This window comes from Mesorhizobium sp. LNJC405B00 (assembly GCF_000502615.1).
Taxonomy (GTDB): Bacteria; Pseudomonadota; Alphaproteobacteria; order Rhizobiales; family Rhizobiaceae; genus Mesorhizobium.
In genome coordinates this window covers 33147-55493 of the sequence record NZ_AYWC01000009.1, presented here as the reverse complement: position 1 = coordinate 55493, position 22347 = coordinate 33147, and the positions used below count along the sequence as shown (strand labels likewise).

At 63.8% G+C, this 22347-nt stretch carries 27 protein-coding genes, 2 pseudogenes and 1 riboswitch; of the genes and pseudogenes, 13 read left to right on the top strand and 16 right to left on the bottom strand.

The annotated features are described in order from the left end of the window. Positions 1 to 53 precede the first annotated feature (53 nt). Genes X756_RS148400 through X756_RS148410 form a run of 3 tightly spaced genes read left to right on the top strand, consistent with a single transcriptional unit; the run spans position 54 to position 2567 of the window. Positions 54 to 935 (top strand): zinc ABC transporter substrate-binding protein, encoded by an 882-nt coding sequence (locus X756_RS148400; RefSeq protein ID WP_031195142.1) that lies wholly within the window; start codon positions 54 to 56, stop codon positions 933 to 935. A gap of 26 nt (positions 936 to 961) precedes the next feature. Further along, positions 962 to 1756, top strand: coding sequence for an ABC transporter ATP-binding protein (locus X756_RS148405; RefSeq protein WP_023688992.1), 795 nt, complete (start codon positions 962 to 964; stop codon positions 1754 to 1756). Then, the gene (locus X756_RS148410) at positions 1740 to 2567 is read left to right on the top strand and encodes a metal ABC transporter permease (protein ID WP_196814115.1); all 828 of its coding nucleotides are present in this window, start codon (positions 1740 to 1742) and stop codon (positions 2565 to 2567) included. The genes X756_RS148405 and X756_RS148410 overlap by 17 nt, the downstream gene beginning before the upstream one ends. 716 nt (positions 2568 to 3283) lie before the next feature. Here X756_RS148410 and X756_RS148415 read toward each other — a convergent pair. Continuing rightward, positions 3284 to 3637 carry a cupin domain-containing protein gene (locus tag X756_RS148415; RefSeq protein ID WP_023672492.1) on the bottom strand — a complete coding sequence of 118 codons (354 nt, stop codon included), beginning with the start codon at positions 3635 to 3637 and terminating at the stop codon, positions 3284 to 3286. Between the two features lie 540 nt (positions 3638 to 4177). On the opposite strand from X756_RS148415, the gene X756_RS148420 reads away from it, so the two are divergent. After that, entirely contained in the window at positions 4178 to 6133 is a 1956-nt protein-coding gene (locus X756_RS148420) for an acyltransferase family protein (protein WP_023727022.1), read from the top strand. 50 nt (positions 6134 to 6183) lie between these two features. Here X756_RS148420 and X756_RS148425 read toward each other — a convergent pair whose 3' ends face one another. Then, complete coding sequence (locus tag X756_RS148425; protein ID WP_023730353.1) at positions 6184 to 7176, bottom strand: HNH endonuclease signature motif containing protein; 993 nt, start codon at positions 7174 to 7176, stop codon at positions 6184 to 6186. A 243-nt stretch (positions 7177 to 7419) separates the two neighbouring features. Here X756_RS148425 and X756_RS148430 point away from each other — a divergent pair, with 243 nt between their 5' ends. Both X756_RS148430 and X756_RS01000000165665 read left to right on the top strand, forming a co-directional pair. Further along, a complete protein-coding gene (locus X756_RS148430; protein ID WP_023730352.1) occupies positions 7420 to 8694 on the top strand; it encodes a DUF763 domain-containing protein in 1275 nt (424 codons plus the stop codon). Between the two features lie 147 nt (positions 8695 to 8841). Further along, the gene (locus X756_RS01000000165665) at positions 8842 to 9609 is read left to right on the top strand and encodes a hypothetical protein (protein WP_156941388.1); all 768 of its coding nucleotides are present in this window, start codon (positions 8842 to 8844) and stop codon (positions 9607 to 9609) included. 57 nt (positions 9610 to 9666) lie between these two features. Here the strand turns inward: X756_RS01000000165665 and X756_RS148435 are convergent, their stop codons facing one another. After that, positions 9667 to 10551, bottom strand: coding sequence for an NmrA family NAD(P)-binding protein (locus tag X756_RS148435; RefSeq protein WP_023730350.1), 885 nt, complete (start codon positions 10549 to 10551; stop codon positions 9667 to 9669). A 203-nt stretch (positions 10552 to 10754) separates the two neighbouring features. Between X756_RS148435 and X756_RS148440 the strand changes: the two genes are divergently transcribed. Continuing rightward, a complete protein-coding gene (locus X756_RS148440; protein ID WP_023693854.1) occupies positions 10755 to 11063 on the top strand; it encodes a hypothetical protein in 309 nt (102 codons plus the stop codon). Positions 11064 to 11128: 65 nt separating this feature from the next. On the opposite strand, the gene X756_RS148445 is transcribed toward X756_RS148440, so the two are convergent. From X756_RS148445 to X756_RS148455, 3 genes are all read right to left on the bottom strand, one after another. Then, positions 11129 to 11728 (bottom strand): DUF6456 domain-containing protein, encoded by a 600-nt coding sequence (locus X756_RS148445; protein ID WP_023730349.1) that lies wholly within the window; start codon positions 11726 to 11728, stop codon positions 11129 to 11131. A 272-nt stretch (positions 11729 to 12000) separates the two neighbouring features. Next, a complete protein-coding gene (locus tag X756_RS148450) occupies positions 12001 to 12693 on the bottom strand; it encodes a GcrA cell cycle regulator (protein WP_023693856.1) in 693 nt (230 codons plus the stop codon). Positions 12694 to 12779: 86 nt separating this feature from the next. Next, a complete protein-coding gene (locus X756_RS148455; RefSeq protein WP_023689007.1) occupies positions 12780 to 13154 on the bottom strand; it encodes a hypothetical protein in 375 nt (124 codons plus the stop codon). Between the two features lie 80 nt (positions 13155 to 13234). Between X756_RS148455 and X756_RS148460 the strand changes: the two genes are divergently transcribed. Beyond that, the gene (locus X756_RS148460; RefSeq protein WP_023672482.1) at positions 13235 to 13897 is read left to right on the top strand and encodes a S24 family peptidase; all 663 of its coding nucleotides are present in this window, start codon (positions 13235 to 13237) and stop codon (positions 13895 to 13897) included. Between the two features lie 172 nt (positions 13898 to 14069). On the opposite strand, the gene X756_RS148465 is transcribed toward X756_RS148460, so the two are convergent. The 4 genes from X756_RS148465 to X756_RS148480 all read right to left on the bottom strand — a co-directional run bounded on the left by X756_RS148465 (position 14070) and on the right by X756_RS148480 (position 17559). Then, entirely contained in the window at positions 14070 to 15077 is a 1008-nt protein-coding gene (locus X756_RS148465) for an ABC transporter substrate-binding protein (protein ID WP_023730348.1), read from the bottom strand. Next, a complete protein-coding gene (locus X756_RS148470) occupies positions 15074 to 15856 on the bottom strand; it encodes an ABC transporter ATP-binding protein (RefSeq protein ID WP_023730347.1) in 783 nt (260 codons plus the stop codon). Before X756_RS148470 ends, X756_RS148465 begins: the two co-directional genes overlap by 4 nt. Then, a complete protein-coding gene (locus tag X756_RS148475) occupies positions 15853 to 16695 on the bottom strand; it encodes an ABC transporter permease (protein WP_023730346.1) in 843 nt (280 codons plus the stop codon). Before X756_RS148475 ends, X756_RS148470 begins: the two co-directional genes overlap by 4 nt. 255 nt (positions 16696 to 16950) lie before the next feature. After that, entirely contained in the window at positions 16951 to 17559 is a 609-nt protein-coding gene (locus X756_RS148480; protein ID WP_023730345.1) for a YkoF family thiamine/hydroxymethylpyrimidine-binding protein, read from the bottom strand. Next, a riboswitch (TPP riboswitch) is annotated at positions 17550 to 17662 on the bottom strand. (Overlaps the previous gene by 10 nt.) A gap of 211 nt (positions 17663 to 17873) precedes the next feature. Between X756_RS148480 and X756_RS148485 the strand changes: the two are divergent. Both X756_RS148485 and X756_RS148490 read left to right on the top strand, forming a co-directional pair. After that, positions 17874 to 18263: pseudogene (locus X756_RS148485) on the top strand (GSU2403 family nucleotidyltransferase fold protein); the annotation flags it as partial. A 265-nt stretch (positions 18264 to 18528) separates the two neighbouring features. Continuing rightward, a complete protein-coding gene (locus tag X756_RS148490) occupies positions 18529 to 18780 on the top strand; it encodes a hypothetical protein (protein WP_023684826.1) in 252 nt (83 codons plus the stop codon). A 154-nt stretch (positions 18781 to 18934) separates the two neighbouring features. Here X756_RS148490 and X756_RS148495 read toward each other — a convergent pair whose 3' ends face one another. From X756_RS148495 to X756_RS148510, 4 genes are all read right to left on the bottom strand, one after another. After that, positions 18935 to 19174: a DUF2934 domain-containing protein gene (locus X756_RS148495; protein ID WP_023684825.1), complete on the bottom strand. Its 240-nt coding sequence runs from the start codon at positions 19172 to 19174 to the stop codon at positions 18935 to 18937. Positions 19175 to 19267: 93 nt separating this feature from the next. After that, positions 19268 to 19483: a hypothetical protein gene (locus X756_RS148500; RefSeq protein WP_023670360.1), complete on the bottom strand. Its 216-nt coding sequence runs from the start codon at positions 19481 to 19483 to the stop codon at positions 19268 to 19270. A 97-nt stretch (positions 19484 to 19580) separates the two neighbouring features. Beyond that, entirely contained in the window at positions 19581 to 19910 is a 330-nt protein-coding gene (locus X756_RS148505; protein ID WP_023730343.1) for a DUF1236 domain-containing protein, read from the bottom strand. A gap of 341 nt (positions 19911 to 20251) precedes the next feature. Continuing rightward, positions 20252 to 20554 carry a hypothetical protein gene (locus X756_RS148510; RefSeq protein ID WP_023730342.1) on the bottom strand — a complete coding sequence of 101 codons (303 nt, stop codon included), beginning with the start codon at positions 20552 to 20554 and terminating at the stop codon, positions 20252 to 20254. 161 nt (positions 20555 to 20715) lie between these two features. Here X756_RS148510 and X756_RS0134660 point away from each other — a divergent pair, with 161 nt between their 5' ends. The 3 genes and pseudogenes from X756_RS0134660 (at position 20716) to X756_RS1000000169395 (ending at position 21413) form a co-directional block, all read left to right on the top strand. After that, on the top strand, positions 20716 to 21042 hold the full coding sequence (locus tag X756_RS0134660; protein WP_023730341.1) for a hypothetical protein: 327 nt from the start codon (positions 20716 to 20718) through the stop codon (positions 21040 to 21042). Positions 21043 to 21055: 13 nt separating this feature from the next. Beyond that, positions 21056 to 21136 (top strand): annotated as a pseudogene (locus X756_RS1000000170570) (PRC-barrel domain containing protein); the annotation flags it as partial. 46 nt (positions 21137 to 21182) lie between these two features. Then, a complete protein-coding gene (locus X756_RS1000000169395; protein WP_023702926.1) occupies positions 21183 to 21413 on the top strand; it encodes a hypothetical protein in 231 nt (76 codons plus the stop codon). Between the two features lie 20 nt (positions 21414 to 21433). On the opposite strand, the gene X756_RS148515 is transcribed toward X756_RS1000000169395, so the two are convergent. After that, the gene (locus tag X756_RS148515; RefSeq protein WP_023693867.1) at positions 21434 to 21655 is read right to left on the bottom strand and encodes a hypothetical protein; all 222 of its coding nucleotides are present in this window, start codon (positions 21653 to 21655) and stop codon (positions 21434 to 21436) included. 266 nt (positions 21656 to 21921) lie between these two features. After that, positions 21922 to 22329 carry a hypothetical protein gene (locus tag X756_RS148520; protein WP_023695509.1) on the bottom strand — a complete coding sequence of 136 codons (408 nt, stop codon included), beginning with the start codon at positions 22327 to 22329 and terminating at the stop codon, positions 21922 to 21924. Between the last annotated feature and the right edge of the window lie 18 nt (positions 22330 to 22347).

Here is a 22347-nt window from a genome sequence, read left to right as displayed (position 1 = left end):
TACACAGCCCGCCTCTCCGGCGACATACATTTCAGACTGCAAGGAGACCACGGATGCGTCGCATTCCCTTTCTCGCCGCGCTGCTCGTCGCGGTGCCGCTTTTGACCGGCACGGCTGCCCGCGCCGAAGACAAGCTGACCATCGTGGCGGCCGAGAATTTCTATGGCGACCTTGCCCGCCAGATCGGCGGCAGCAACGTCACCGTCACCAGCATCCTGGCCAATCCCGATGACGATCCGCATCTGTTCGAGACCAGCCCGTCGACGGCGCGCACCATCGCCGACGCCAAGATCGTCATCTACAACGGCGCCGACTACGATCCGTGGATGGACAAGCTGCTGTCGGCCTCGACAGCCAAGGATCGCACGACCATCGTCGCCGCCGACCTGATCGGCAAGAAGTCGGGCGACAACCCGCATCTGTGGTACGACCCGGCGACGCTGCCGGCCATCGCCAAGGCGCTGAGCGCCGACCTTGCCAAGCGCGATCCGGCCAATGCCGTGTATTATGAGGCGAACCTGAAGGCATTCCAGACCTCGCTCGAGGCCATTGACAAGGAAATCACCGACGTCAAGAACACCTATGCCGGCACCGAGGTGACGGCTACCGAGCCGGTCTTCGGCTACATGGCGGAAGCGCTCGGTCTCAAGATGCTGAACTACGATTTCCAGGTGGCCTTGATGAACGATGCGGAGCCGAGCGCCACGCAGGTGGCGGCGTTCGAAAACAGCCTGAAGGACGGCTCGGCCAAGATCCTGTTCTACAATTCGCAGGTGACCGACGAGGCAACGACAAGGCTGCTCGACATCGCCAAGCAGAACAAGGTCACGGTCATCGGCGTCACCGAGACGGAACCGGCGGGCCAGACGATCCAGACCTGGTTGGGCGGCCAGATCGACGCGGTCCAGAAGGCGCTCGCCGCCCGCACACAATGAATGTGACTGCGAATGAATGTGACTAAATGAACGCAATCGAATTCGACAAGGTCACGCTGACCTATGGGGGACGCCGGGTTTTATCCGACGTCTCCTTTTCTCTACCGCAAGGCGCCTTTGTCGGCCTGCTCGGCGCCAATGGCGCCGGCAAGACGACGATGCTGCGCGCCATTCTCGGCCTGATCAAACCGGCCGGCGGCGCCATTTCGGTGCTTGGCAAATCGCCGACGCGCGGCAACGCCGACATCGGCTATATGCCGCAGGCGCGGCGCGCGCTTGGCGATGTCGGCGTCAGCGGCCTCGACTTCGTGCTGAGTGCCGCCGGCGGGCATCGCTGGGGCTGGCCCGTCGCATCGGCTGCCGAGAAGGAGGCGGCGTGGAAGGCACTTGAAGAGGTGGGCGCCGGCAGCCTCGCGCGCCGTCCCTTGGGCGAGCTTTCCGGTGGCGAGCGCCAGCGCATCCTGATCGCGCAATCCTTGATCGGCAATCCGCAACTGCTGCTGCTCGACGAGCCGCTGATCAGCCTCGATGCAGGCCATCAGCGCGCGATCATCGACCTGGTGCATCAGATCGGCGAGCGGCTCGGCATTGCCGTGCTGTTCTGCTCGCACGAGATCAACCCGCTGCTGCGCGCCGTCGACCGCGTGCTCTATCTCGGCAACCGCAAGGCGGCGATCGGCTCCGTCGACGAGGTCATCAGCGGTCCGGTGCTGTCGAAACTCTACGGCACGCATATCAATGTGGTGCGGGTTGCCGGCCGCATCTTCGTCATGGCCGACGATGTCGAACTGGAGAGCGGGGCGCATGTCCACGATCTTTGACTATGAATTCATGCGCAACGCCTTCTATGCCTGCACCATCGTCGGCATCGTTTCGGGCGCGGTCGGCTATTTCCTCGTGCTCCGGGGCCAGACCTTCGCCGGTCATGCGCTCTCCCATGTCGGCTTTCCCGGCGCCACCGGCGCCGGCCTGATCGGGCTGTCGCCGTTTCTCGGCCTCACCGTGTTTACCGTCGCCGCCGGCATCGGCATCGGCCTGCTCGGCGAACGCGCGCATCGCGACGTCGCCATCGGCATCGTTTTGACGCTGTCGCTCGGCTTGGGCTTGCTGTTTCTGCATTTCTACACCGCCTTCGCCTCGCAGGCGACCAACGTGCTGTTCGGCAATGTGCTGGGCATCAGCCTGCGCACCGTTATCGTGCTTGCGGTGCTGGCGGTGGCGATCCTTGTCGCGCTTTTGCTGATCGCGCGGCCGCTGCTGTTCGCCAGCCTGCAGCCGGAACTCGCCGAAGCGCGCGGCGTGCCGCTCACTCTTGTCTCGACCCTGTTCATGGTGCTGGTCGCCGTCGCCACGTCCGAGGCGGTGCAGATCGTCGGCGTGCTGCTCGTCTTCGCGCTGATGGTGGCGCCTGCAGCCACCGCGCTCAGGCTTACCAGCGGCGTCGGAGCCGGCGTGCTGGCGTCCATCGCGCTTGCCGTGATCATCGCCTGGATCAGCCTGACGCTCGCCTTCCTGACCGACTGGCCGACGAGCTTCTGGATCACGGCGCTGGGCGCGGCGGCCTATGTCGTCAGCGGCATGGTCCGGCGCCCGTCGGTCCGAGAGACTCAGAGCGCCGACGCAGGCCCCTGAGGCTTGCCCTCCGGCGGGTCGATCGGGCCGGCTGGAGTGCAAAACTGACGTGAGGGAAATACACCCAAAAAAAGTCAGGTTTACAAACCGGCTCCTGAAACGTTTCAGCCGCGAAAGACAAATTCATCCAATCGCCTAGATCGCGACCTCTGTCGCGCCAAAGGGCCGCTCCGGAGCGGCCGGAACACCCGGAAAACCGCCATTTCAAGTGCATTTTGTAGCGGCGAATGGCTTGCGCGAGGCCGGTTGGAAGCTGGCCGGGAGGTGCAAAGGCGACCCCCCGCGGCCATCGCGGGCGGCGTTGACAGACCGCGGTGCTGCATGCGTATAGCAAGCCATGGGTCACGCCCATGGCCGTGGCGGTTGAGACGGGGCTGGGGGGTTTCGTAACAACAGCATTGACGGCCCGGCGCCGGACGGGCGGCATGCACTCTCGAAGTGCGCCGCTCGCTCTTGGCTGACGCGCCGGCGACCCGGCAGCAGTCCTGGCCTGCGTTATCTCGACCAGGCTCCGCAGAACGCCATCGTCTCAGCTTTTCGATCCGCATCGGTTCGAAGCGAACGAGGTGACGCCCTCTTAACCGATATTCGCTTCGCTACGTCCCCCTCCCCCTGCTGGGCGAGGGGGACGCTGGCGATGAACCGCGCCGGCCGAGGTGTATCGGCACCGATCAGGCACTCCTGACGACGCGATCAATCAAGCCTGACGACGTCGATCAAGCAAGCTTGACGACGAAGTGCTTGGTTACCGGCTCGATGATCTGCCAGGTGCCCTTGAAATCGGCTTCGACCACGAACGCATCGCCCGGACCGACCTCGACCGGCGTGCCGCCATCGGGCGTGATGATGATGCGGCCGGCGATCATGTGCACGAACTCATAGTCGGTGTAGGTGGCGTGATAAGTGCCGGGCGAGGCCCGCCAGGTGCCCGACAGCACCTTGCCATCGGCGGTGGTGTGCTGCACGGCGGTCTGCATGGTCGGCCGGCCCGCGACAACGATCCAGCCCGGCAAGTCGCCGCCCTCGGCATGCTCGACAGCGCCGAATTTGAAAATGGTGGTGTTGGTCATGGGAGGCTCCGTTTGAATTGCATGGCTGCCGGTTGGATAGCCGATTGCGTGTGACGGGGGCAACGCAAGGGCCGACGTGTGGCGTCGGAGATTGGCGAACGCGCGCGCTAATCTCCCCCCTCGAGGGGGAGATGTCGCCGAAGGCGACAGAGGGGGTCGGTTCGACTGGACGCGGCGCCCTGCACCAGACNATCTCCCCCCTCGAGGGGGAGATGTCGCCGAAGGCGACAGAGGGGGTCGGTTCGACTGGACGCGGCGCCCTGCACCAGACGGAAGTTGGCGCTTCACGCGAGACGACCCCCTCTGGCCGCTTCGCGGCCATCTCCCCCTCAAGGGGGGAGATTGGCAGTTCATCTCCTCCAATGTTGCACTGCGTTAGATTTGTTGCATTGCGATATCGACCCATAGGGCGGAGTCTTGGTCCGACTGTCAACGGTTGCAGCGCCGTGTCCCGTTGGGCGCAAAGCTGCCGCACGTATGATCCCGGCGCGATCGTTACTCGCCGAGGCGGGGTCATGCACCAGCACGAGGTGGCAAATCGTGTCAGCATCGTTCCGGCCCGATATCGAAGGACTGCGTGCCTTGGCGGTGGCAGGCGTGATCGCCTTTCATTTCGGCTTCACCGGCCTGCCCGGCGGCTTCACCGGCGTCGACATCTTCTTCGTCATCTCGGGCTATCTGATCACAAAACACCTGCTTGCCGAAATCACCGAGACCGGGCGGCTCAACCTGTGGCGGTTCTATGCCAGGCGCGCTCGGCGGCTGTTGCCGGCGTCGCTGTTCGTCATCCTCGCCACACTGGTGGCCGGCGCCTTCATCCTGTCGCCGGAGGAACAATCGCTCTATTCCAAAGGCGCCATGTTCGCCTCGGCCTACATGATCAATCTGTGGCTGATCCGCTGGTCGTTCGATTATTTCGCCGCCGATGCGGCCAGCAACCCGTTTGTCCATTTCTGGTCGCTGTCGGTGGAGGAGCAGTTCTATGTCGCCTGGCCGGCGCTGCTTGTGCTGGCTGCATGGCTGCGCCCCGGCAAGCGCGGCGCGATCCTGGTGATCGGCATTGCCGGCCTCGTCTCGTTCGCCGTCTGCGCGTGGCTCACCACGGTCTCGCAGCCCTGGGCCTTCTATTTCTCGCCGCTACGCGCCTGGGAGTTCGCCGCCGGCGGACTGGCCAGCATGGTGCCGCAGCAAGTCTGGCAAAACCGCCCGCGGCTCGCCACGCCGCTGGCGTGGCTCGGCCTAGCGCTGATTGCCGGCGCCTATCTTTCCTTCAGCGACGAAACGCCCTTCCCGGGTTTCCTCGCCCTGGTGCCGGTGGCCGGCACCGTGCTGTTGCTGCTGGCAGGAGCGGCGCACGCGCAGCAGGAGAGCGCTAAGAAAAGCCCGATCGAGGCACTGGCGCTGGCGCCGCTGCAATGGGTCGGCAAACTCTCCTACTCGCTCTATCTCTGGCACTGGCCGGTGATCGTGTATGCCACGATGCTGACGCCGGAACTTTCGCCGCTGCAGCGGCTCGGCTGCTTGGCGCTGACGCTGGCGCTGTCGGGGTTCACCTATCATGTCATCGAAAACCCGATCCGCCGCAATGGCTGGCTGATGGCCAGTGCGGCGCGGGCGCTGGTGCCGGCCGTCCTCCTGACCGGCACCGGCGTCGCAGCCGCCTACGCCAATGCCAGGCTTGCCGTCCACGATCTGGACCCTGAGCAGCGCAGCATTGCCGCCAGCGCCGCGCAGCCGTCCACGGCGCGCGCGGCCGGCTGTATTCTCTCCTTTGAGACGGTGACGCCAAAGGCCTGCGTGTTCGGCAACAAGGACGCCGGGCGCTCGATTGCGCTGTTCGGCGATTCGCATGCCGACCACTGGTCGACGCCGCTGATCGAGGCGGCGGCCAAGAACAATTATCGCCTCGTCACCTATCTCAAATCGTCCTGCCGTGCCTCGCGGGTGACGACCTGGAACTGGCGGCTGAAGCGCGACTACACCGAATGCGACCAGTGGCGGGAGCAATCGGTCAAGGACATTATCGCGTTGCACCCGCACATGGTGGTGATCTCGGAATTCTCGATCGGCAATGTGATGAAGGAATCGCCCGAGGAACTGAAGCACGCCGATTGGAACGAGGAGTGGAAGGCCGGCCTGCGCTGGACGCTGGCGGCATTCAGCCGGGCCGGGATCAAGGTCGCGGTAATCCGGGACGTTCCCTACAATGGAAGCTATGCCGACAAATGCGTGGCGCGGGCGCTGTGGCGCGGGCAGGTGCCTGAAGTCTGCGACACGCCGAGGGACGCGGCGGCGAACGACGACATCGCCGCGGCCGAGCGCGACGTCGTGCGCAGCGTGCCCGGCGCCACCTATGTCGACCTGACCAGCCAGTTCTGCGACGCCCAAACCTGCCACGTGTTCATCAACGGCCAACTCGCCTTCCGCGACCGGCACCACCTGGCGACGCCATTTGCTGAATCACTGGAGCCGGTCTTGGAGAAGGCGGTGTTTTAGGGGGCGGCGAGGTAGGGGGACCTGACGGCTGACCGCTCAGTTGATGGGAGCTATGCCACAAACACATCCTCTCGATGGTGAGCGAGGTAAGCCTGCTGCGGCGGGGTGAAGGTGCTAGTGCGCCAGACGGCGGGGGCTTCGGCAAAGCCGAAACTCTGCATCACCAATTGCTCGAAACCGAGCCGCCGCAAATCAGTCTTGTCGACGCGCTGGGATATGGGGACCTGCCCGCTATCTTCAAAACTGATGAAGCCACGGTCAAAGAGGTGGTCGGCATCAGGCGTGAGGAGCAGCCCGTTCATGCCGTCCAAGCGCTCCTGCGCGGAAGCGCATAGGCGCCAAGGCTTGATGTGGCTTGCAATCAGCAACGAGGGATTGGTGACCCCTGTGAGTCGGCACGAGCGCTCCATGGCTTCGACATTGGAACGAAATTTACCTTGGCCGCGACGAGCTTGAATGACGCTCGTCTTTACAGTGTCCTCGAGTTGGAGGTCGTCTCGGATACGGCGCTCAACGACGTCCTCTAAAACTTCATTGACGACTTCGAAAGTGAGACTGTTTGCGCCACCACGCCTCAGAGCTTCGCGGTCGAAAGCTGTACCCGCGACAATGGTGTGAAACACCTCTTGCGATACGCTCGCGAGATAGGCGTTTTGACGGCCTGATCCGGAGTTTGGGTCGATGGGCGAGTATCGGGGAGGCAGAAGCGGACCCAATTCGCCAATTATGTCCGACGGGCGCACCGTCGGCAGGAGCGGCGCCCAATACACCGGGAGAAGCCAACCTTCCTCGTTCCAATTGGCTCCAGTGTTCTTGAACTCCGGTGGTTTCGGTGCTGTGAATGCAAACTCCGCTACCCGACCAATATAGCGCACGGCTTGACCGAAAAAAGACAACACGAGGTCACCAGGTGTCGCCCGACGCATATTTTTGTAGAACTCGCTGCGTGCCCCATTCTTCTGAGTTTTGGGCGACCAGAGATATTGCCCGTCGATCTCTTGGCGGGCGGTCTGACTGTGATTTACCCACCAGAATTGCGACATCGTTTTGGTTTTAATAGTTGCCGTCGGCTGGATAAGCTCTATTCGAGACCTGTCTCGCCTTCAAGCAGGGAGCCGACCTTATTGCCAGGTGCGACAGGCGGCGTAACTGCATCTTTCGGCGAGACACCAAGAAGAGCGTAGGGCGACGATAGTCGCCGCCCCCACCCCGCTTGCAAATCGCCCCCCAAATGCCATCTACATCACAGGCGCACCGCCGGTGCGCGGCATCCACGGAGCATTCACTTGACGCAGCGAAGCGGCAGTGCGGACTTGCCGCTGCATGGCGGGCGGGTTCCGAAATGGCTGGGCGATCGCATGACGCGGCTGGGCGCGGTGCTGTGCGAGGCGATCATCCATCACTATGGCCGCGACGAGCTGTTGCGGCGGCTGGCGCATCCGTTCTGGTTCCAGTCCTTCGGCGCCGTCATGGGCATGGACTGGCACTCCTCGGGCATCACCACCTCGGTCGTCGGCGCGCTGAAGCGCGGGCTGAACCCGATGTCGCGCGAACTCGGCATCCATGTCTGCGGCGGGCGCGGCGCGCATTCGCGCAAGACGCCGCAGGAGCTGATGGCGATCGGCGAGCGCGTCGGCATCGATGGTGCGGCGCTTGCCACCGCCAGCCGCCTGGTCGCCAAGGTGGACAGTGCGGCCGTGCAGGACGGTTTCGACCTCTATCTGCACGGCTTCATCGTCACCGACGACAGCCGCTGGGTGGTGGTGCAGCAAGGCATGAACGGCGACAGCCGCCAGGCGCGGCGCTATCACTGGCTGTCCGAAGGACTGACAAGCTTCGTCGACCAGCCGCATGCGGCGATCGAGGGCGAGCGGCAGGGCGAGATCGTCAACCTGACCGACCATCGCGCCGCGCCGTCACGTAGCGGCCAGATCGACCTGTTGAAGACCATGAGCCCGGAGCGGATCCTCGACGAGCTTGCCGTGCTGGAGCCGCCGCCGAAAGCAGCGCCTGCGAAACCGGCGGCGCAGCCGACGCTGCCCAATCTGGTGATGCCGGCGCGTCATGACGTGCGCGAGAGCGACATCGTCATGCACCGGCTGCACGGCAACATTTCTGCCGCCATCGAAAGCGGGCCGGCCGGTTTTCCCGAGCTGCTGCTGGTGCCCGGCGTCGGCGCGCGCACGGTGCGGGCGCTGGCCATGGTGGCGGAAGTGGTGCATGGCGCGCCCTGCCGCTTCTCCGATCCGGCGCGCTTCTCGCTCGCCCATGGCGGCAAGGACCGCCACCCCTTCCCGGTGCCGCTGAAAGTCTATGACGAGACGATCGCGGTGCTGAAATCGGCCGTCGGCAAGGCCAAGCTCGGCCGCGAGGAAGAGCTCGGCGCGCTGAAGCGGCTGGATGGCGAGTCGCGTCGGCTGGAGCGCTACGTCACCGGGCCGAGCCTGAAGGAAATCGTCGCCGGCGAGTTCGATCAGTCGCATCTGCTGGGAGGGCGCAGTGTGTTCGGGTGGGAGGGGGCGGCGGAAAGCGACGACGGTTCAGACAGGGGCCGCCAGTAGCGGCCTGTCCATCATGCAGAGATAGTGCGCGGCCCATAGAAACACGTGCTCGGCTTGTTTTGATAATGCTTGCAAAGACCCATTTCTCAAGTGATGCTCTGCCAGGCGAGGCTCGGCATGAAGACATTCGCATGGACGTTGGTTTTCGTGCTGCTGGCGATTGGCGGCGCGATCGCCCAAACGACGCCTGAGCCTGCCATACTGGCATATACACCGCCGATGCACTTCGTCGTTGTACGCAACAGCACGCCAGGATGCGAGCCGACATGCCCGGAATGGATTTCGGCGGAAGGTCACATCGTGGCCGGCACGCCAGCTTTGCTGAAGGCTTTGCTGAAAAAACTCGGCCCCCGCAAATTGCCTTTGGCGTTGAATTCCCCGGGCGGCGAGACCGATGCGGCGATGGCGCTTGGCCATATGATCCGCGCCAGCGGGCTCGACACGATGGTTGGCAAGACGGAGTTCTCCGAATGCGCGCCAGACACAAAAGCCTGCGGGCCGGGCGACCTCCGCTTCGTCGTCGCCAACCCCGTCGGCGCAGTCTGTTCGTCAGCTTGTACGATGGTTCTTGCGGGCGGCGTACGGCGCCTGGCAGACAGCCGCGCCTTTGTCGGCATTCACCGGATCATGCTGCCGACCGCCAAGAAAATCCACGGCAAGAAGACCATCGTCCTCGTTCCGATACCCAAATGGTATGAACGCAAGGTCGACAGCTATTTCACCGAGATGAAAGCAGGTTCGTGGATCGTATCGGCCATGCAAAAAACACCCGACGACAGCATACGATACCTCGTGACATACGAATTTTTGGACCTGAATCTGATAACCGAAACCGGTCACGGCGACACGCGCACCTCCATCGATATCTGCAAGACCACGCCGCCGGCCGGCAACTGCCGAACGGTCAGGCAATAGGAATAGCGGGCCACGTAGGTCGTCGAAGCGCCTGTTTCTCAACAGCAACCCTTCACTTTACGCGGCACCCTTCAACAGGTCTTCCGGCCGCCCCTCGACGAGCGCAGCAATATAGCTTTCCAGGCTGGTCGTGCCGCGCTCCGGGTTTTCCGGCTCCGCCGGCTTGTCCAGCGTGGCCCCGGTCATGCGGGTGTAGGACTCGGCCGCCGCTTTGGAGAAGCCGAGTTTTTCGTAGGTTTCTGTCCAGCGCTCGCGCGGCACCGTGACCACGCGCACGTTTTTGCGCAACGCCGCACTGAAGGCTGCGGCGACATCGGCGGCTGAGTAGCGCCGAGGGCCCTCGATATAGTGCGTGCCGGTCTTGTCCGTCGGCTCCAGCAGACGTCTCGCCGCGGCCTCGCCGAGATCCTGCGGCGCCACCATCGGCAGCTCGAAATCCGCCGGGAAGAAGGAGGTGATGACGCCGTCGCGCCGCGCCGTCTCCAGGGCCTGATCCCAGTTGCTCATGTAATAGGCGGCGCGGTTGATGCTTGCCGGAATGGCCTGGGCCTTCAGCTTCTGCTCGAGGCCGTAAAGGACGGTGAGATCGCCGACACCCTCGCCGGCCTGCGCGCCGTAGGTCGATTCCGCCACCAGCTTTTCGAGGCCGGAGCCCTCCAGCGCCGCCGCAATGGCGCCAACCGTCTTGCGCTCCTCGGCGTCGGTGTCGGTCGATGGATCGGCCGGCGGGTTGAGCAGAAACGCCCGCTTGCCGCGCCGCAAGACTTCACGCAGCGCCTCGACATCGAGCACATCGGCAACCGCGGCCTCCGCGCCCTGTTCAACCAACCATGCGGCCTTCGACTCGTCGCGCGTCACCACCGTGACATCCTCGCCCTGCCGCAACAGCGCCATTGCCGCCGCCGAGCCGACATGGCCGGTACCTCCAAGAATGACATGCATGGTCTCGTCCTTCCCTTGCTGATTCATGCCGGATTAATGGCTGGGGCGGCGAAGGGTTCAAAAATCGGGGGACGATGCTGACAGGAGGTGACGCTGACTTTCCTCGCAATGCACGGCGCAGGGGTCGTTCGCATCTTGCAAAATTATGGAACGAGGTCGTGCCCAGCGAGTTATATTAGCGCAACCTTGAATAGGAGGCAGCTATGAGAAAGCTCCTGCTCGCTTCGGCTATCGCTATCACTGCGGCGGCGGCGATGATCGCCCCGGCGAATGCCGGCGGGCGCGTCGTGATCGGCATCGGCAACGGCTACTATGACGATGACTACAATGACAGCTATGGCGACTATTACGATCGCTACGCTCCTCGCCCCTACTACCAGTATGATGCCTACGACAACGGCTTCAGGTACCACAGGTATCACAGGCACCATCGCCATTGCCGTATAGAGTTGGTCAAGCATTGGCGCCATCATCACAGGATCGTCGAGGAAATTCGCGTTTGCGAACGGTGATCCGATAGGGTGAAACCGGTCGGCCGGCATCTGCCGGCCGGCCGCTTCCTGCGCGGCTGCCGGCCTTATCGCGGCTTCCGCATCAGCATCATCCCGTAACCCACGGCCAAAAGGTCGAGCCCGACCTTCAACAGCTTCACCACCACATCTCGTCCCTCGCCGGTGCGTTCGGCGAGCGCCTTCACCGACTGGCCTTCGAGGCAGATTTTGCGAACCACCTCCGCCACTTCCCAGTGGGCCATGGCGGCGATGGCATGGGTGTGGGCGCGGCCGGCGTTGAGCACGCGGTCGGGGATGCCGCCATTGATGCGGCCGCCGTCAATGCGCTCTTCCCACGGCATCGGCCGCAGCCCGTCACGCGAGGCGCGCTCGAAATCGTCGCGAAACCGCTGGCCGGCCTCACGCTGCTGGCGGGTCAGCGAGGTGATGCCGACCAGCGGATCGACATTGCGCACCCGCACGATGCCGCCGGTCGCGGTGTAGCCGTCATTGGAGACCTCGTAGACGCGCCGCGCCTCTTCGGTGCCGACGCTCAACCGCTTGCGGCCGAAGCGATCGTCCTTCAGCGCGAAATCATGGCCGATCTCGCGGCGGATGCGCACCTGCTCGGCTTCGCCCGCAGGCAATTTCGGCGGTTTGGCTTTCTGCGCGGTTTTTTTGCTCATCGGGGGATCCTTGTGGGATTGGGTTGTTGAGCCGGAAGGTTGGCGTTCCTTCGCGCCCCCCTCTGCCCTGCCGGGCATCTCCCCCACTTGGGGGGAGATCGGATGTCGCGTCGGCTTTCGCCAATCACCACCGCCGTTGGAAGGCAGTGCGGGCGAGCTGCCAATCTCCCCCCGCGTTGGGGAGATGTCCGGCAGGACAGAGGGGGGCGCTGTCCCGCCGGCTTTCGATCATTGGTGGGGTCGTCCGGAGGCGAGGAACGGAGCCCAGCCGCTCACACCACCTCCGCCACAGGTCGGTGGAAACGCGTCTGATGATATTCGCAGTAGCTTTTCAGCGCCCTTGTGCGCAGGCCGCAGCACAGCATCTCGAGCCCCGGCCGACTGCCAGGAGCATCGTTGTCGGGGTCTTCCTCCAGCGTCAGGTCGAGCGGCGCGCGGCAGCGGTCGAACAGGCAGTCGATGAAGCGCATGGCGGCGACATGCGGCTGACGCCCGAGCGAGGCAGGGCGCGGCGCCGGCACATTGAAGCGGTAGATTTCGCCGTCCACCACCAGCCGTCCTTCGCCCGGGATCGAGGGCGCCGGACGGGCTGGCAACAGAGGCCTGGCCGATGGCTGACGGCTCGGTTTGGCTGCCGGTTTGACCGGCGCGGCCTGCTTCGAAACTCCTACTTCCCTTACGAGCTTGCTTGGCTGCGCCGGCGGATTCCTCTTGGCGGTATTCTCGTTTGCCGCAGTCTTCCCCGTCGCATTCTTCCTCGGTCGGCCGCCGGACCTGCCGCCTCTGGGGTTGGCGAAGCCGATGGTCTTCAACGCGCTGTTGCGGTGGACGATGCCGATGATGGCATTGCGCGAGACCGGACTGCCGCGCAGCGCCGTGAAGCGCACGGCGATCCCTGTGGCCGACAGGCCATCCCTCAGCCAGACGGCGATCTCCTGCAATTCGGTGTCGGTATAGGCAGTCATGTCGGTATCCATTGATTGCGCGCGCAAAGGCCGAGCGCCGGCCCCGAGGGCCCACGGGAAAAAATCAGAGCGGATGGTCGGTGCGGTCAGCCGATACTGGCGGCCGGCAGCGAGCCGGCGAGATGCCGCAAGGCGGCTTCGGCGGCCGCTTTGGTGAGGGCGGAAACCGCCCTGCCCGTCAGCCGGTCGAACAGGATGACGGTGCCATCTTCCGTGCGGATGCAGGAAATACCCTGCCCGCCGGAGACAGCCCTTGGCGCACCGGCGGCGCCATGGGCTGAAGAGGTGGCCGGAGCCGGGAGAGGAGCGGCTCCGGCCGTTCCGGTCGATCGGGGGGACGACGGTTCGACCGGATCCGGGGCAGAAGCCCCGGTTTGCGTCCGGACCGGGGAGGAGGACAGCCCGGACGATGGGAGAAAGCTGAGGATGTCTGCGGAAACGCTTGCGATTTGTTCGATCATGCGCTAAGCGTACGATATGTACGAAACGTACGCAAGCGAAATCGTACATATTGGACGATAAATTTCAGGCAATTTGTACGATGCAGGAACCGAGGCACAGATTGCAGCAGGCGCGGGCGGAGGCGGGCTATGCCTCGCCGAGCGACGCTGCGCGGGCATTGCGCGACATCAACAAGAACACGCTGATCAGTCACGAGAACGGTAACCGGCCGCTGTCGCGCAAGGCGGCGGAGAAATACGGCCGCCTGTTCGGCGTCGATCCCGGCTGGCTCTTGTTCAACGGTGACGGCGGCAGCCTTGCGGGGGGCCATTTCGGCTTTGACGAGTCGGGCCGGCAGATCCCGATGCCGTCGCTGGCCACCGTCGATGTGCCCATCGTCTCATGGATCAGCGCCGGCGAACTCGGCAGCCAGGACATGGTGGTCAATCTCAGCGACTATCCGACCATCCCCACCACCGATCTGGAGCAGGGCCAATGGATTGCGCTGCGCGTCGACGGCCCGTCGATGAACAAGATCTCGCCACCGGATTCGATCATCTTCGTCAACCTCAGGGACAAGCGGCTGGTGACCAATGGCTGCTACGTCATTTCGGACGAATCCGGCCAGGCCACCTACAAGCGTTACCGCCCCAACGAGAACCCGCCCTTCCAGCCGGCCTCCTACATGGACATCCCGCCGCCGGCGCTGGAAGGCGCCATCACCATCATCGGCCGGGTGAAGCGCTCGATGATCGATATGTGAGGGAGAAGGCGGTGAGGCGCAATCTCCCGCCTCGAGGGGGAGATGGCCGGCAGGCCAGAGGGGGTCGCCGCGCGTAAGGCGCTGACGTCCTCTGCCCGCGATAGGAAGTCGCGTCAGGACGTACCGACCCCCTCTGTCGCCTTCGGCGACATCTCCCCCTTGAGGGGGGAGATTACGCGCCCAAAAACTCGTTCGTGAAATACGCTCCAAAATCCGGCTTCTCCTTCAGAACCTTGCCATCGCCATCGAGCAATATGCCGGCCCTGAAGAGGTAGGTTCCGATCGCCTCGATCTTGGCCTTGTCGACGGTGCCGATGACGCCGGCATGGCTTCTGAGGAAGTGCCCGTCGACGAGCATCTTCAGCGAAGCGTGGATCAGCGCCGGGTCGGTCAGCGCGTCCTTGTTGGACGCGATCAGCAGGTCGCCAGCCTCCTGCGGGTGATCGCAGGCAAACTGGTAGCCGCGCCGCGTTGCTTCGACGAAGGCCGATGCGGCCTTCGGGTTTGCCTGGAGATATGCATTGCTGGAGGCGATCAAGGTGGTGTGCTCGTCGGGCACGCCGTAGTCGGCGTAGCGGAAGCCGCGCTGCCTGACGCCTTTCAGCTCCGCATCGACGCCTTCCCAGGTCGAGACCTCCACCGTGAAGTCGACCGAGCCGTTGGCCAGCGCCTCATAGGCCGAGGTGCCTAATGTCACCGTCTCGAAAACGCCCTTGCCGCCATCGTGGCGGATGATGGTCGAGATCAGAGTGTTTTCCCAGGCGCTGCCGAAGCCGCCATAGGTCAGACCGTCGAGATTCCTGGGACTCTTGATCTCGCCGCGATCCGCGTTGAAGACCAACCGGCCGGTCTCCTGCTGGACCACGGCGTAGACCGCCTTAAGATCGGCGCCGGCAGCCCGCTGGGTAAACAGGCCGACGCCGGCAATGCCGAAATCGGCGATGCGGTTGGCGACCAGCGTGCCGGCGCCAGTATCGCCATAGGGCAGGATCTCAACATCGAGCCCGGCCTCGTTGTAGAATCCTTTGTCGCGGGCAACGAACAGGCCGACATGGTTGGTGTTGACCGTCCAGTCGAGCGCGACGGTGATTTTTTGCGCAGCCGCATGAGCGCGCGAGGCCAGCGGCAATCCGGCGGCCAGCGTCAGCAGCAAAGCCTGCCGGCGTGTGAATTCGGTCATGAAAAACTCCTTTGAGCGGTCTGCGGGAACGAGGGCCGGTCAGTCCCGGGATTGAGCAGCGTGTCGAGGATGTCGGCTTCGAGCGCGGCGGCCTGGCGCGCGGCATCGCTGCCGGTGGTGCGCGGGCGCGGCAGCGGCACGGCAATCTCGCCGATGATGCGGGCCGGCCGCGCCGACATCAGATAGATGCGATCGGAGAGATAGACGGCTTCGCGCACGTCATGGGTGATCAGCAGCGCCGTCCAGCGTTGGCGCTGCCACATGCCTTCCAGCCAGCGCTGCATACCCGCGCGGGTCAGTGCATCCAGCGCGCCAAAGGGCTCGTCGAGCAGCAGCATGTCGCGCTGCTGCACCACGGTGCGCAAAAGGGCGGCGCGCTGGCGCATGCCGCCGGAAAGCTCGGCCGGCCAGGCGCGCTCGAAACCGGCAAGGCCGAACTCAGCGAACAACGGCGCGACGCGTTCGCGCGCCGCCTTGCGGCCAAGACCCTGCACTTCCAGCCCCAGCGTCACATTGTCGATGACGCGCCGCCACGGCATCAGCGAGTCGCGCTGCGGCATGAAGGCGAAGGGGCTGCCCTGCAATGGCGCGCCGTCGAAGCGCATGTCGCCCTCACCTTTCAGCGCGCCAGTCAGCAACTGGAACAGCGTCGACTTGCCGGCGCCGGAAGGGCCGAGGATGGAGACGAACTCGCCGGCCGCGACATGAAGCGAAATGCCGGCGAGCACCTCAAGCGCGCCGAAGTTCTTCCTGATGTCCCGGAGTTCGAGCCGCGTCATTGACGGTTCTCTTCTGCAGCTTCAACCTTGCCGTCGCGGCTTTCGCTCCCTGCATTCTCCCAAGGCATGGCGAAGCGCTGGACGAGCACGGCAATGCCGAACAGGATCAGCGTGAGCGCGGCGCTGACGGCGACGGCAGCGAGCACCAGATCGGGCCGAAAGTTGTTCTTGGCATTGAGCATGTAGATGCCCAGCCCCTTCGCCGCCCCCGCATATTCGGCGAAGATCGCGCCGACCACGGCGTAGGTGACGGAGATGCGCAGCCCGGCGAAGAAATAGGGCAGCGCCGAAGGCAGGCGCGCCAGCCAGAAGATACGCCAGCGCCCTGCCCCCATGGCGGCGAGCATCTGCGAAATCTCCTTGCTGGTCGCAGCAAAACCTTCGACCAGCGCGACCATCATCGGGAAGAAGGTGACGAGCGCCACAAGCAGGATCTTTGGCATCAGCCCGAAGCCGAACCACAGCACGATGAGCGGCGCGATCGCGACCAGCGGCAAGGTCTGGCTGACGATCAGCAGCGGAAACAGCGCGCGGCGCAGCGGGGCCAAGAAATCGACCAGCGCCGAAAACACGAAGGCAGCGACCAACGAGCAGGCGAAGCCGGCTGATGTGGCGCGGATGGTGGGCAGCGTGTTGTCGGCCAGGGCGGCGCGATGCTCCCAGGCCTGCTGCAGCACGCGCGACGGCGCCGGCAGCATGGTGGGCGCAGCGCCACCATAGCGGGCGTAGAGCTCCCACGCCGCGAGGAGCAGGGCGGAGGCGCAGGCGGCGGGGATGGTCTTGGCGATGGCTGCGGCTAATCTCCCCCCTCGAGGGGGAGATGTCGCCGAAGGCGACAGAGGGGGTCGTCTCGCATAGAGCGCCCACGCCTTGCCGATGCGAAAAGGACGTCGGCGCTCCACGCGCTGGGACCCCCTCTGGCCTGCCGGCCATCTCCTGCTCGAGGGGGGAGATTCGTGGGCATCGCGGTCTTCGCCAATCGCCAATGGCTCCCCTCCTCTTTGTGCTGAGGGGTCAGAGGCATCTCCTCCACGCAATGGGTCAGATAAACCAGCCACGGCAACATCCTCGAGGAACGACGCTTGAGCCGCGGCTCAGACCCCGCTCGGGCTGTTCGCCGAAATCGTGATGTCGAGGGTGACGTGGCCGGCGCCGGGGCCGAAGCGGCAGAAGGCCTCGTTGAGCGTGGCAAACACCGCACCGGCATCGCCGCGCAGTTTGGTGCAGAAGTTCTTTGAGCGTTCAAAGACGCCGGACTGCTTCAGGAAATCGATGCAGCCATAGATCTCGTCCATATGGTCGCCTGTGCCCATCACATAGAGCGAGAACTGCGCCGCCACCGGCTGGCCGGTCGACGGCGTGGCCTGGACAGCGCGGATCGCGGCGATCTTGCGCTCGTCCAGCGGAATGGCGGGGCCGCCGGTCTCGTCGGAGCGGCAGATCGGATCGTCGGGCTCGCCCGGACAGCCGCGCGAGACCGCCGCCGAAAGCACGCAGTGCTTGCCGCTTCTGGCCGCCGCGACGAACAGGTCGCGCATGGCGGGAAACAGCACCTCGGGCGGCCCGACCATAAGCGTCGAGATGTCGTCGGTTTCGATCCGCAGCCGGTCGCGCCACGGATCGAGCGCGCCGAGCGCGCCAAGGATGACGCCGACGAAATCGTCGGTCATGGGATAAAGGGAAATCTGTGCGCCTGAAAACATCGCCCGCCTCGCTCCGCTGGTATTATCCAGATCAGCTTTAGGGTCCGAAGGCTTGCCGCCCTCATCTCAGCCCCGACCATACGGAGCACCCCTGTGGATGAGCGGGTTAAAGCATTGTTCGCGACATTGGGGAAGCCGTTTGTTGAAGGCACTGCGGCAAAGTGTTTTGGGCCAGACGGGCCGGGCGCCCGGGCGTTAACGGACGACTCGTCAGTTCGTTGCGTTATAAGGTTTCCACGAATTTCTTATAACTGCGTTGAAATTCAAGCTGATAAACGTAATTATAAGAAAACGGCAGAGACTCCGCGCAGCCCTTACGGTTTCTGGATCTCCTTATCCGCGACCCCATCCGGACTGCGCTCCTGCATCGCTCGGGCTTGCCTGTGCTGGTCCCCTCGCCCCAGCGCTACGCCATCCACAAGCTGATCGTCGCCTCGCGACTCGGGCCGAGCGCTGGGGCCAAGCGGGAGAAGGATCTCCATCAAGCGCGCCTGCTGACCCAAGCGCTCGAAGCCACGCGTCGCCAGGACGACCTTGCCTTCGCCTTCATGGAAGCGTGGGACAAGGGCGAAAACTGGCGCGAGACGATCCGGCGCGGCCTGAACCTGTTCGACGCCGACACGAGGGAAACAGTCAACACCATCCTGGGAAAATCCCTCCGCGAAATTGGTGCGAGTCCTGAAGGATTCACGATGCGTGATTAGCTGAAGCGACCGCTGCTATATTCATTGTCATCGTCCCAACTGTACGAAATTGGCTTGACGCTCGTTCGTACATAAAGTACGATATCTCTTTTCGCAGAGAGGAATGTCCTTGAGCACAGCGAACCATGTTGCCTTCGCCGATCTCTCTCGTCCTTTGCTGTCACCCCCGTCATTGCCGCCGCCTTTGTTGCCGCCGCCTTTATTGCCGCCCCCTTTGTTGCCCTTGTCATTCGATCAGTGCGAACGCCTCGCCGGGGCCTGGCGAATGGCCAGCCAGGACATCGCCGACGACATCCGCTTCATCCGCCAATATCTGAAAGTCGTTGCCGAGAAGGACGAGAGGCTGTCGACCGGCACCCTTGTTCACAGCCGCGCCTATGTCGAGGCCTGCGCCGGCTGGCTGCCACAGACTGTAACGCGCTATCTGCGCCACCTGCGCCAGATCACTGAATGCGAACTGGCCATGACAGCTGCCGGGATTCGCTTTGCGCTGTCGAGTTATGCCTGGGAGGCATGAGGGCGGCTGTCGCCAAACACAAGGAATTGCGCTGCCCGTCGCAGGCGCAATTCGTCAGGTTGAGAGGCTCGGGCGCGCTGAACGGCGGGCGCCAAGGATGGCCCGGCCAGCGAATTCCGGCCTTGCTTTATTTCGACTGGCCTTATTTCTGGCCTTATTTCGATTTGGCTTTGCCGGACTTTGCGGCGGCAGGCTTCGCGGCCTTTGGCTTGGCGGCTGCCTTGGCGGGCTTGGCGTCAGCTTTCTTCGCCGCCTTTTTGGGCTTGGCGACCGCGCCATCGACTTCAGCCGTGGCCTGCTCCCAGTGTTCCTGATGCGCGCCTTCGGGCCGGCCGGCCTTTTCCCAGATCTCGTGCGCGCGCTGGCGAATGCGGTCCTGTTTGTCGTCCGTCACTTAAGCCTCCGTGGTTGGGGTCCGGTCGGTTGGTCCAGATTCCACGAAAACATTAGCCGAAAATTCGGCCGGCGTCTTGAGTGACGAGACATCTCAGCGCGGGTCGGAAATCACCGCAACGCCGAGCAGCGCCGCTTTCTTGACGATCAGCCCCGCGAGGTCGGCATCCGAACGATCGGTGCCGGTGCGCTCCCGCAGGAGCGCGATCGCTTCCTTCATCGATAACAGCGCCGTGTTGCGCTCGGCCAGCAACTTGTCGCAACACGCCGCAACATTGGCGGAGTTCGGGGTCTCGACATGCGGCAACATGGCAATTCTCCTTTCATCATGTTCGTCATTCGGCCCTGCCGCCCTTTTGGGAGAACGACAGGGCCGTATCACCGATGAATGGTTAGGTTGTCGAGCGTTACTCGACCACCTCGACAATCCTGCGCGTGCTGGGGTCGACCAACACGGTATGATTGTCGACGACGGCGTATCTGTACTGAACGTCGGGAACCTCCTGCAGCTCGACAGTGTCAGGCAAGGCAGTGCCGACATTCAATTCGACGCCGAGCAGATTGACCGAGGCAAGCGGATGTTTCTTTACGTACTGGTGCACGACCGTGCGCTGTTCCGGGGTGATGATCACCTGCTGCTGTGCCGGCTGCGTGACGATCACCTCGTCGGCGGCGGCAATGCCGATACCAGCGATCATGGCGAGCCCGGCGACGGCGGGAATAATGATGGTTTTCATCTTCGTCTCCTGTCGTTGTTGGCGAGCTCCGCCGTGTTCCCGCATGAGGCGAAAACAGCGCAGATCGAGGTGGCGGGCTCCTGGAGGCAAACGCAGCCGGTACGGTCTTGTTCCGCAAGCGGAGACTAAATTGATCGGCTTCCCGGTCATGCCAGCAGAACCCGCACCCGCAAGATTCGCATTGAAGCACAATCCCCTCAGGAGACCTTCGACATGGATGATGCACGGCTCCAATTCCGGTGGCGATTGCGGCCGCGCCGGCATTGATCCGGTGACCGCGTCGCCCGGCCAAGACCGGAACCGACCGCCTTCGTGCCACGCCGTGAAGTTTCAAGCAAAGGTCATTGCTTCGGCGGCTGCGCAGGCACCTCGCCAGGCTTGATCACCGGCGTCTTGCCCTGATCCGGCGGCGGCTGCGTCATACCCTGGTCACCACTGGGCGGCGGCTGCAGCACGCCGCCGCAGGGACCGAGCGTGCTGGTCGATTCGCCGCCGCCATTGGCGACCGGCGGCTTCTGACCATCGTCCTGAGGCTGCGCCTGGCAAGGCGCGGCAGGGCCGTGCTGGTCGCTATTGTCCTGCGCGGCCGCCGGGTCGACCAGCGCCAAGAGCAGCACGCATGGGATGAGGGGGAAAGTCTTCATGGTCCAGCTCCTCTGGATTCATCTCCTTGGCAAAGCAGACTAGTCCTTGGCAAAGCAGACTGGCGGCAATTGGTTCCACTGAAGCTGGAGTGGTTGCTGGAACCTGGCAGCCGGAAGTGAGTTCCACCTTCTCGACGCTAAGCCGCCCAGAGGAGGCAATCATGGAACGAAACAGAAAACCCAATGACGAGGTCGAGGCGCCACCGAGCAAAAACGATGCCCGCGACAGGATCGCCAATGATGAAGTGGAAGCGCCGACGCCGCGCCGGCAGGATTGGGATGCGCTGCGTGGCGCAACGGTCCTGCCCGACGGAGCAGATGAGGAAAGCCTGCCGGACACCACCGGTGTCGAGAAGGAAGGCGAACTGCCCGAGGAGGATGACGACAACCCTTACCAGGACAGTGACGATGCCTTGCCCGACGACGCCGAGGAAGCCGCCATTGGTCACGACCTGGCGAGGCGCGGCGGCCCGTTCGACGACGTGTAAGGCAGCGACCGCGGACTTTCGAGAGGTTTCCCGGGACGTCCACGCCGTCACCAGTTGGACCAAGTATGAGCTGAAGGCGATGCCGGAGCATCGCGATATTTCGAAGGATCCGGCTGGCCGGATCCTTCGTTTAAGGCGCCTTGGCGGTTTGGCTTAGCCCTTGTGGTCAAGGGCTGGACGGCGACAATCTCGGCACCTTCGACAGCCGAGAAGCAGCCGAGAAGCACGAACGCGAAGCCCAATATTTCAAGCGCCGTCGAGGCCGCTCGCCTGAAATCTTCAAAGTGCGCAAGAAATCCCCGCCGCGGGCGGTGCAGACACGCTCCGGCATCGCGGCGCTGCGAACCGGGCCATCGACCGCCGGCACTTGAGTGCCGACGGGCTCTGACCTTCAATTCGACCCGGGATCGCCGAGCGCCTCGGTGACGAAGGACGCCGCGATCAGGTCGTCGGCGTCGAGGCGTAGGGAGCCTTCGACACCTCCCATGATGGCTGCGACCTTCTGGAAGGTCTGCATCTCGTGTTCAGTAACGCTGGCGTCTCGCATCCTGGCTTTCAGATCGGCGATGCGTCGGCCCAGTGAGGCCGACGTTCCGATTTCTCTTTTCGACATGGTGGCCTGCTCCTCCCCCAACCCATGCTGTGGACGTACTCAAGTCTGCCTATATATAAGGCAGCGCGAATACAGTCGCCGCAACGCGCGATATCTGGGAAGGTTCCGGCGCCAAATAGTCACGAAATAATACGTGGTGGGACTCGGGTATGTTAAACGCCGACGCGGCGATAGACACCGCAGCCAGCGGCTGCGGCCATCGGCCTGGCCAACCCGTGTCGCGGGTCGCGAATGCGGGTCGGACTTTGATCGCCGCGCGCGAACAGTCAGCGAGAGGCCGGAACCACGCCGGACACCGAGCGCGCCGTTTCGGGCGAAAACACCACGAAAGCAAAAACCAGAACGGCAGCGGCGATAATGAGCGAGCCGCCGGCGACGATCGGTTCAAGCGCCGGGTTTCCCTGCAGCATCACGTACAGCGCCGGCAGCATGATCACCAAGCCGAGAGTGTAGAGCCCGTAGTGGATCATGGCGACGCGACGCGCCGCCTTTTGCGGATTGAGCGCGTAGTAGCCGCCGAAGATGGCGCTCGTCACCCAACCGAGCAGATTGATATGCGCGTGCGCCGGAAAAGCGGCGTGGTCGCCCGAGATCGCCATCTGCAGGCCGGCCGCAATCCCCAACATCAGGAACAAGATGGCAGTTTTGAAAAAGAGTTCCGAAATCCTCGGCATGTCATTTCTCCCCCTATG

Bases quoted from the DNA above. Each gene is read 5' to 3' on its own strand.
- X756_RS148400 (WP_031195142.1), top strand. From the start codon at position 54: ATGCGTCGCATTCCCTTTCTCGCCGCGCTGCTCGTCGCGGTGCCGCTT.
- X756_RS148405 (WP_023688992.1), top strand. From the start codon at position 962: ATGAACGCAATCGAATTCGACAAGGTCACGCTGACCTATGGGGGACGC.
- X756_RS148410 (WP_196814115.1), top strand. From the start codon at position 1,740: ATGTCCACGATCTTTGACTATGAATTCATGCGCAACGCCTTCTATGCC.
- X756_RS148415 (WP_023672492.1), bottom strand. From the start codon at position 3,637: ATGACCAACACCACCATTTTCAAATTCGGCGCTGTCGAGCATGCCGAG.
- X756_RS148425 (WP_023730353.1), bottom strand. From the start codon at position 7,176: ATGTCGCAATTCTGGTGGGTAAATCACAGTCAGACCGCCCGCCAAGAG.
- X756_RS148435 (WP_023730350.1), bottom strand. From the start codon at position 10,551: ATGCATGTCATTCTTGGAGGTACCGGCCATGTCGGCTCGGCGGCGGCA.
- X756_RS148440 (WP_023693854.1), top strand. From the start codon at position 10,755: ATGAGAAAGCTCCTGCTCGCTTCGGCTATCGCTATCACTGCGGCGGCG.
- X756_RS148445 (WP_023730349.1), bottom strand. From the start codon at position 11,728: ATGAGCAAAAAAACCGCGCAGAAAGCCAAACCGCCGAAATTGCCTGCG.
- X756_RS148450 (WP_023693856.1), bottom strand. From the start codon at position 12,693: ATGACTGCCTATACCGACACCGAATTGCAGGAGATCGCCGTCTGGCTG.
- X756_RS148455 (WP_023689007.1), bottom strand. From the start codon at position 13,154: ATGATCGAACAAATCGCAAGCGTTTCCGCAGACATCCTCAGCTTTCTC.
- X756_RS148460 (WP_023672482.1), top strand. From the start codon at position 13,235: ATGCAGGAACCGAGGCACAGATTGCAGCAGGCGCGGGCGGAGGCGGGC.
- X756_RS148465 (WP_023730348.1), bottom strand. From the start codon at position 15,077: ATGACCGAATTCACACGCCGGCAGGCTTTGCTGCTGACGCTGGCCGCC.
- X756_RS148470 (WP_023730347.1), bottom strand. From the start codon at position 15,856: ATGACGCGGCTCGAACTCCGGGACATCAGGAAGAACTTCGGCGCGCTT.
- X756_RS148480 (WP_023730345.1), bottom strand. From the start codon at position 17,559: ATGTTTTCAGGCGCACAGATTTCCCTTTATCCCATGACCGACGATTTC.
- X756_RS148490 (WP_023684826.1), top strand. From the start codon at position 18,529: ATGGCCAGCCAGGACATCGCCGACGACATCCGCTTCATCCGCCAATAT.
- X756_RS148500 (WP_023670360.1), bottom strand. From the start codon at position 19,483: ATGTTGCCGCATGTCGAGACCCCGAACTCCGCCAATGTTGCGGCGTGT.
- X756_RS148505 (WP_023730343.1), bottom strand. From the start codon at position 19,910: ATGAAAACCATCATTATTCCCGCCGTCGCCGGGCTCGCCATGATCGCT.
- X756_RS148510 (WP_023730342.1), bottom strand. From the start codon at position 20,554: ATGAAGACTTTCCCCCTCATCCCATGCGTGCTGCTCTTGGCGCTGGTC.
- X756_RS0134660 (WP_023730341.1), top strand. From the start codon at position 20,716: ATGGAACGAAACAGAAAACCCAATGACGAGGTCGAGGCGCCACCGAGC.
- X756_RS148515 (WP_023693867.1), bottom strand. From the start codon at position 21,655: ATGTCGAAAAGAGAAATCGGAACGTCGGCCTCACTGGGCCGACGCATC.
- X756_RS148520 (WP_023695509.1), bottom strand. From the start codon at position 22,329: ATGCCGAGGATTTCGGAACTCTTTTTCAAAACTGCCATCTTGTTCCTG.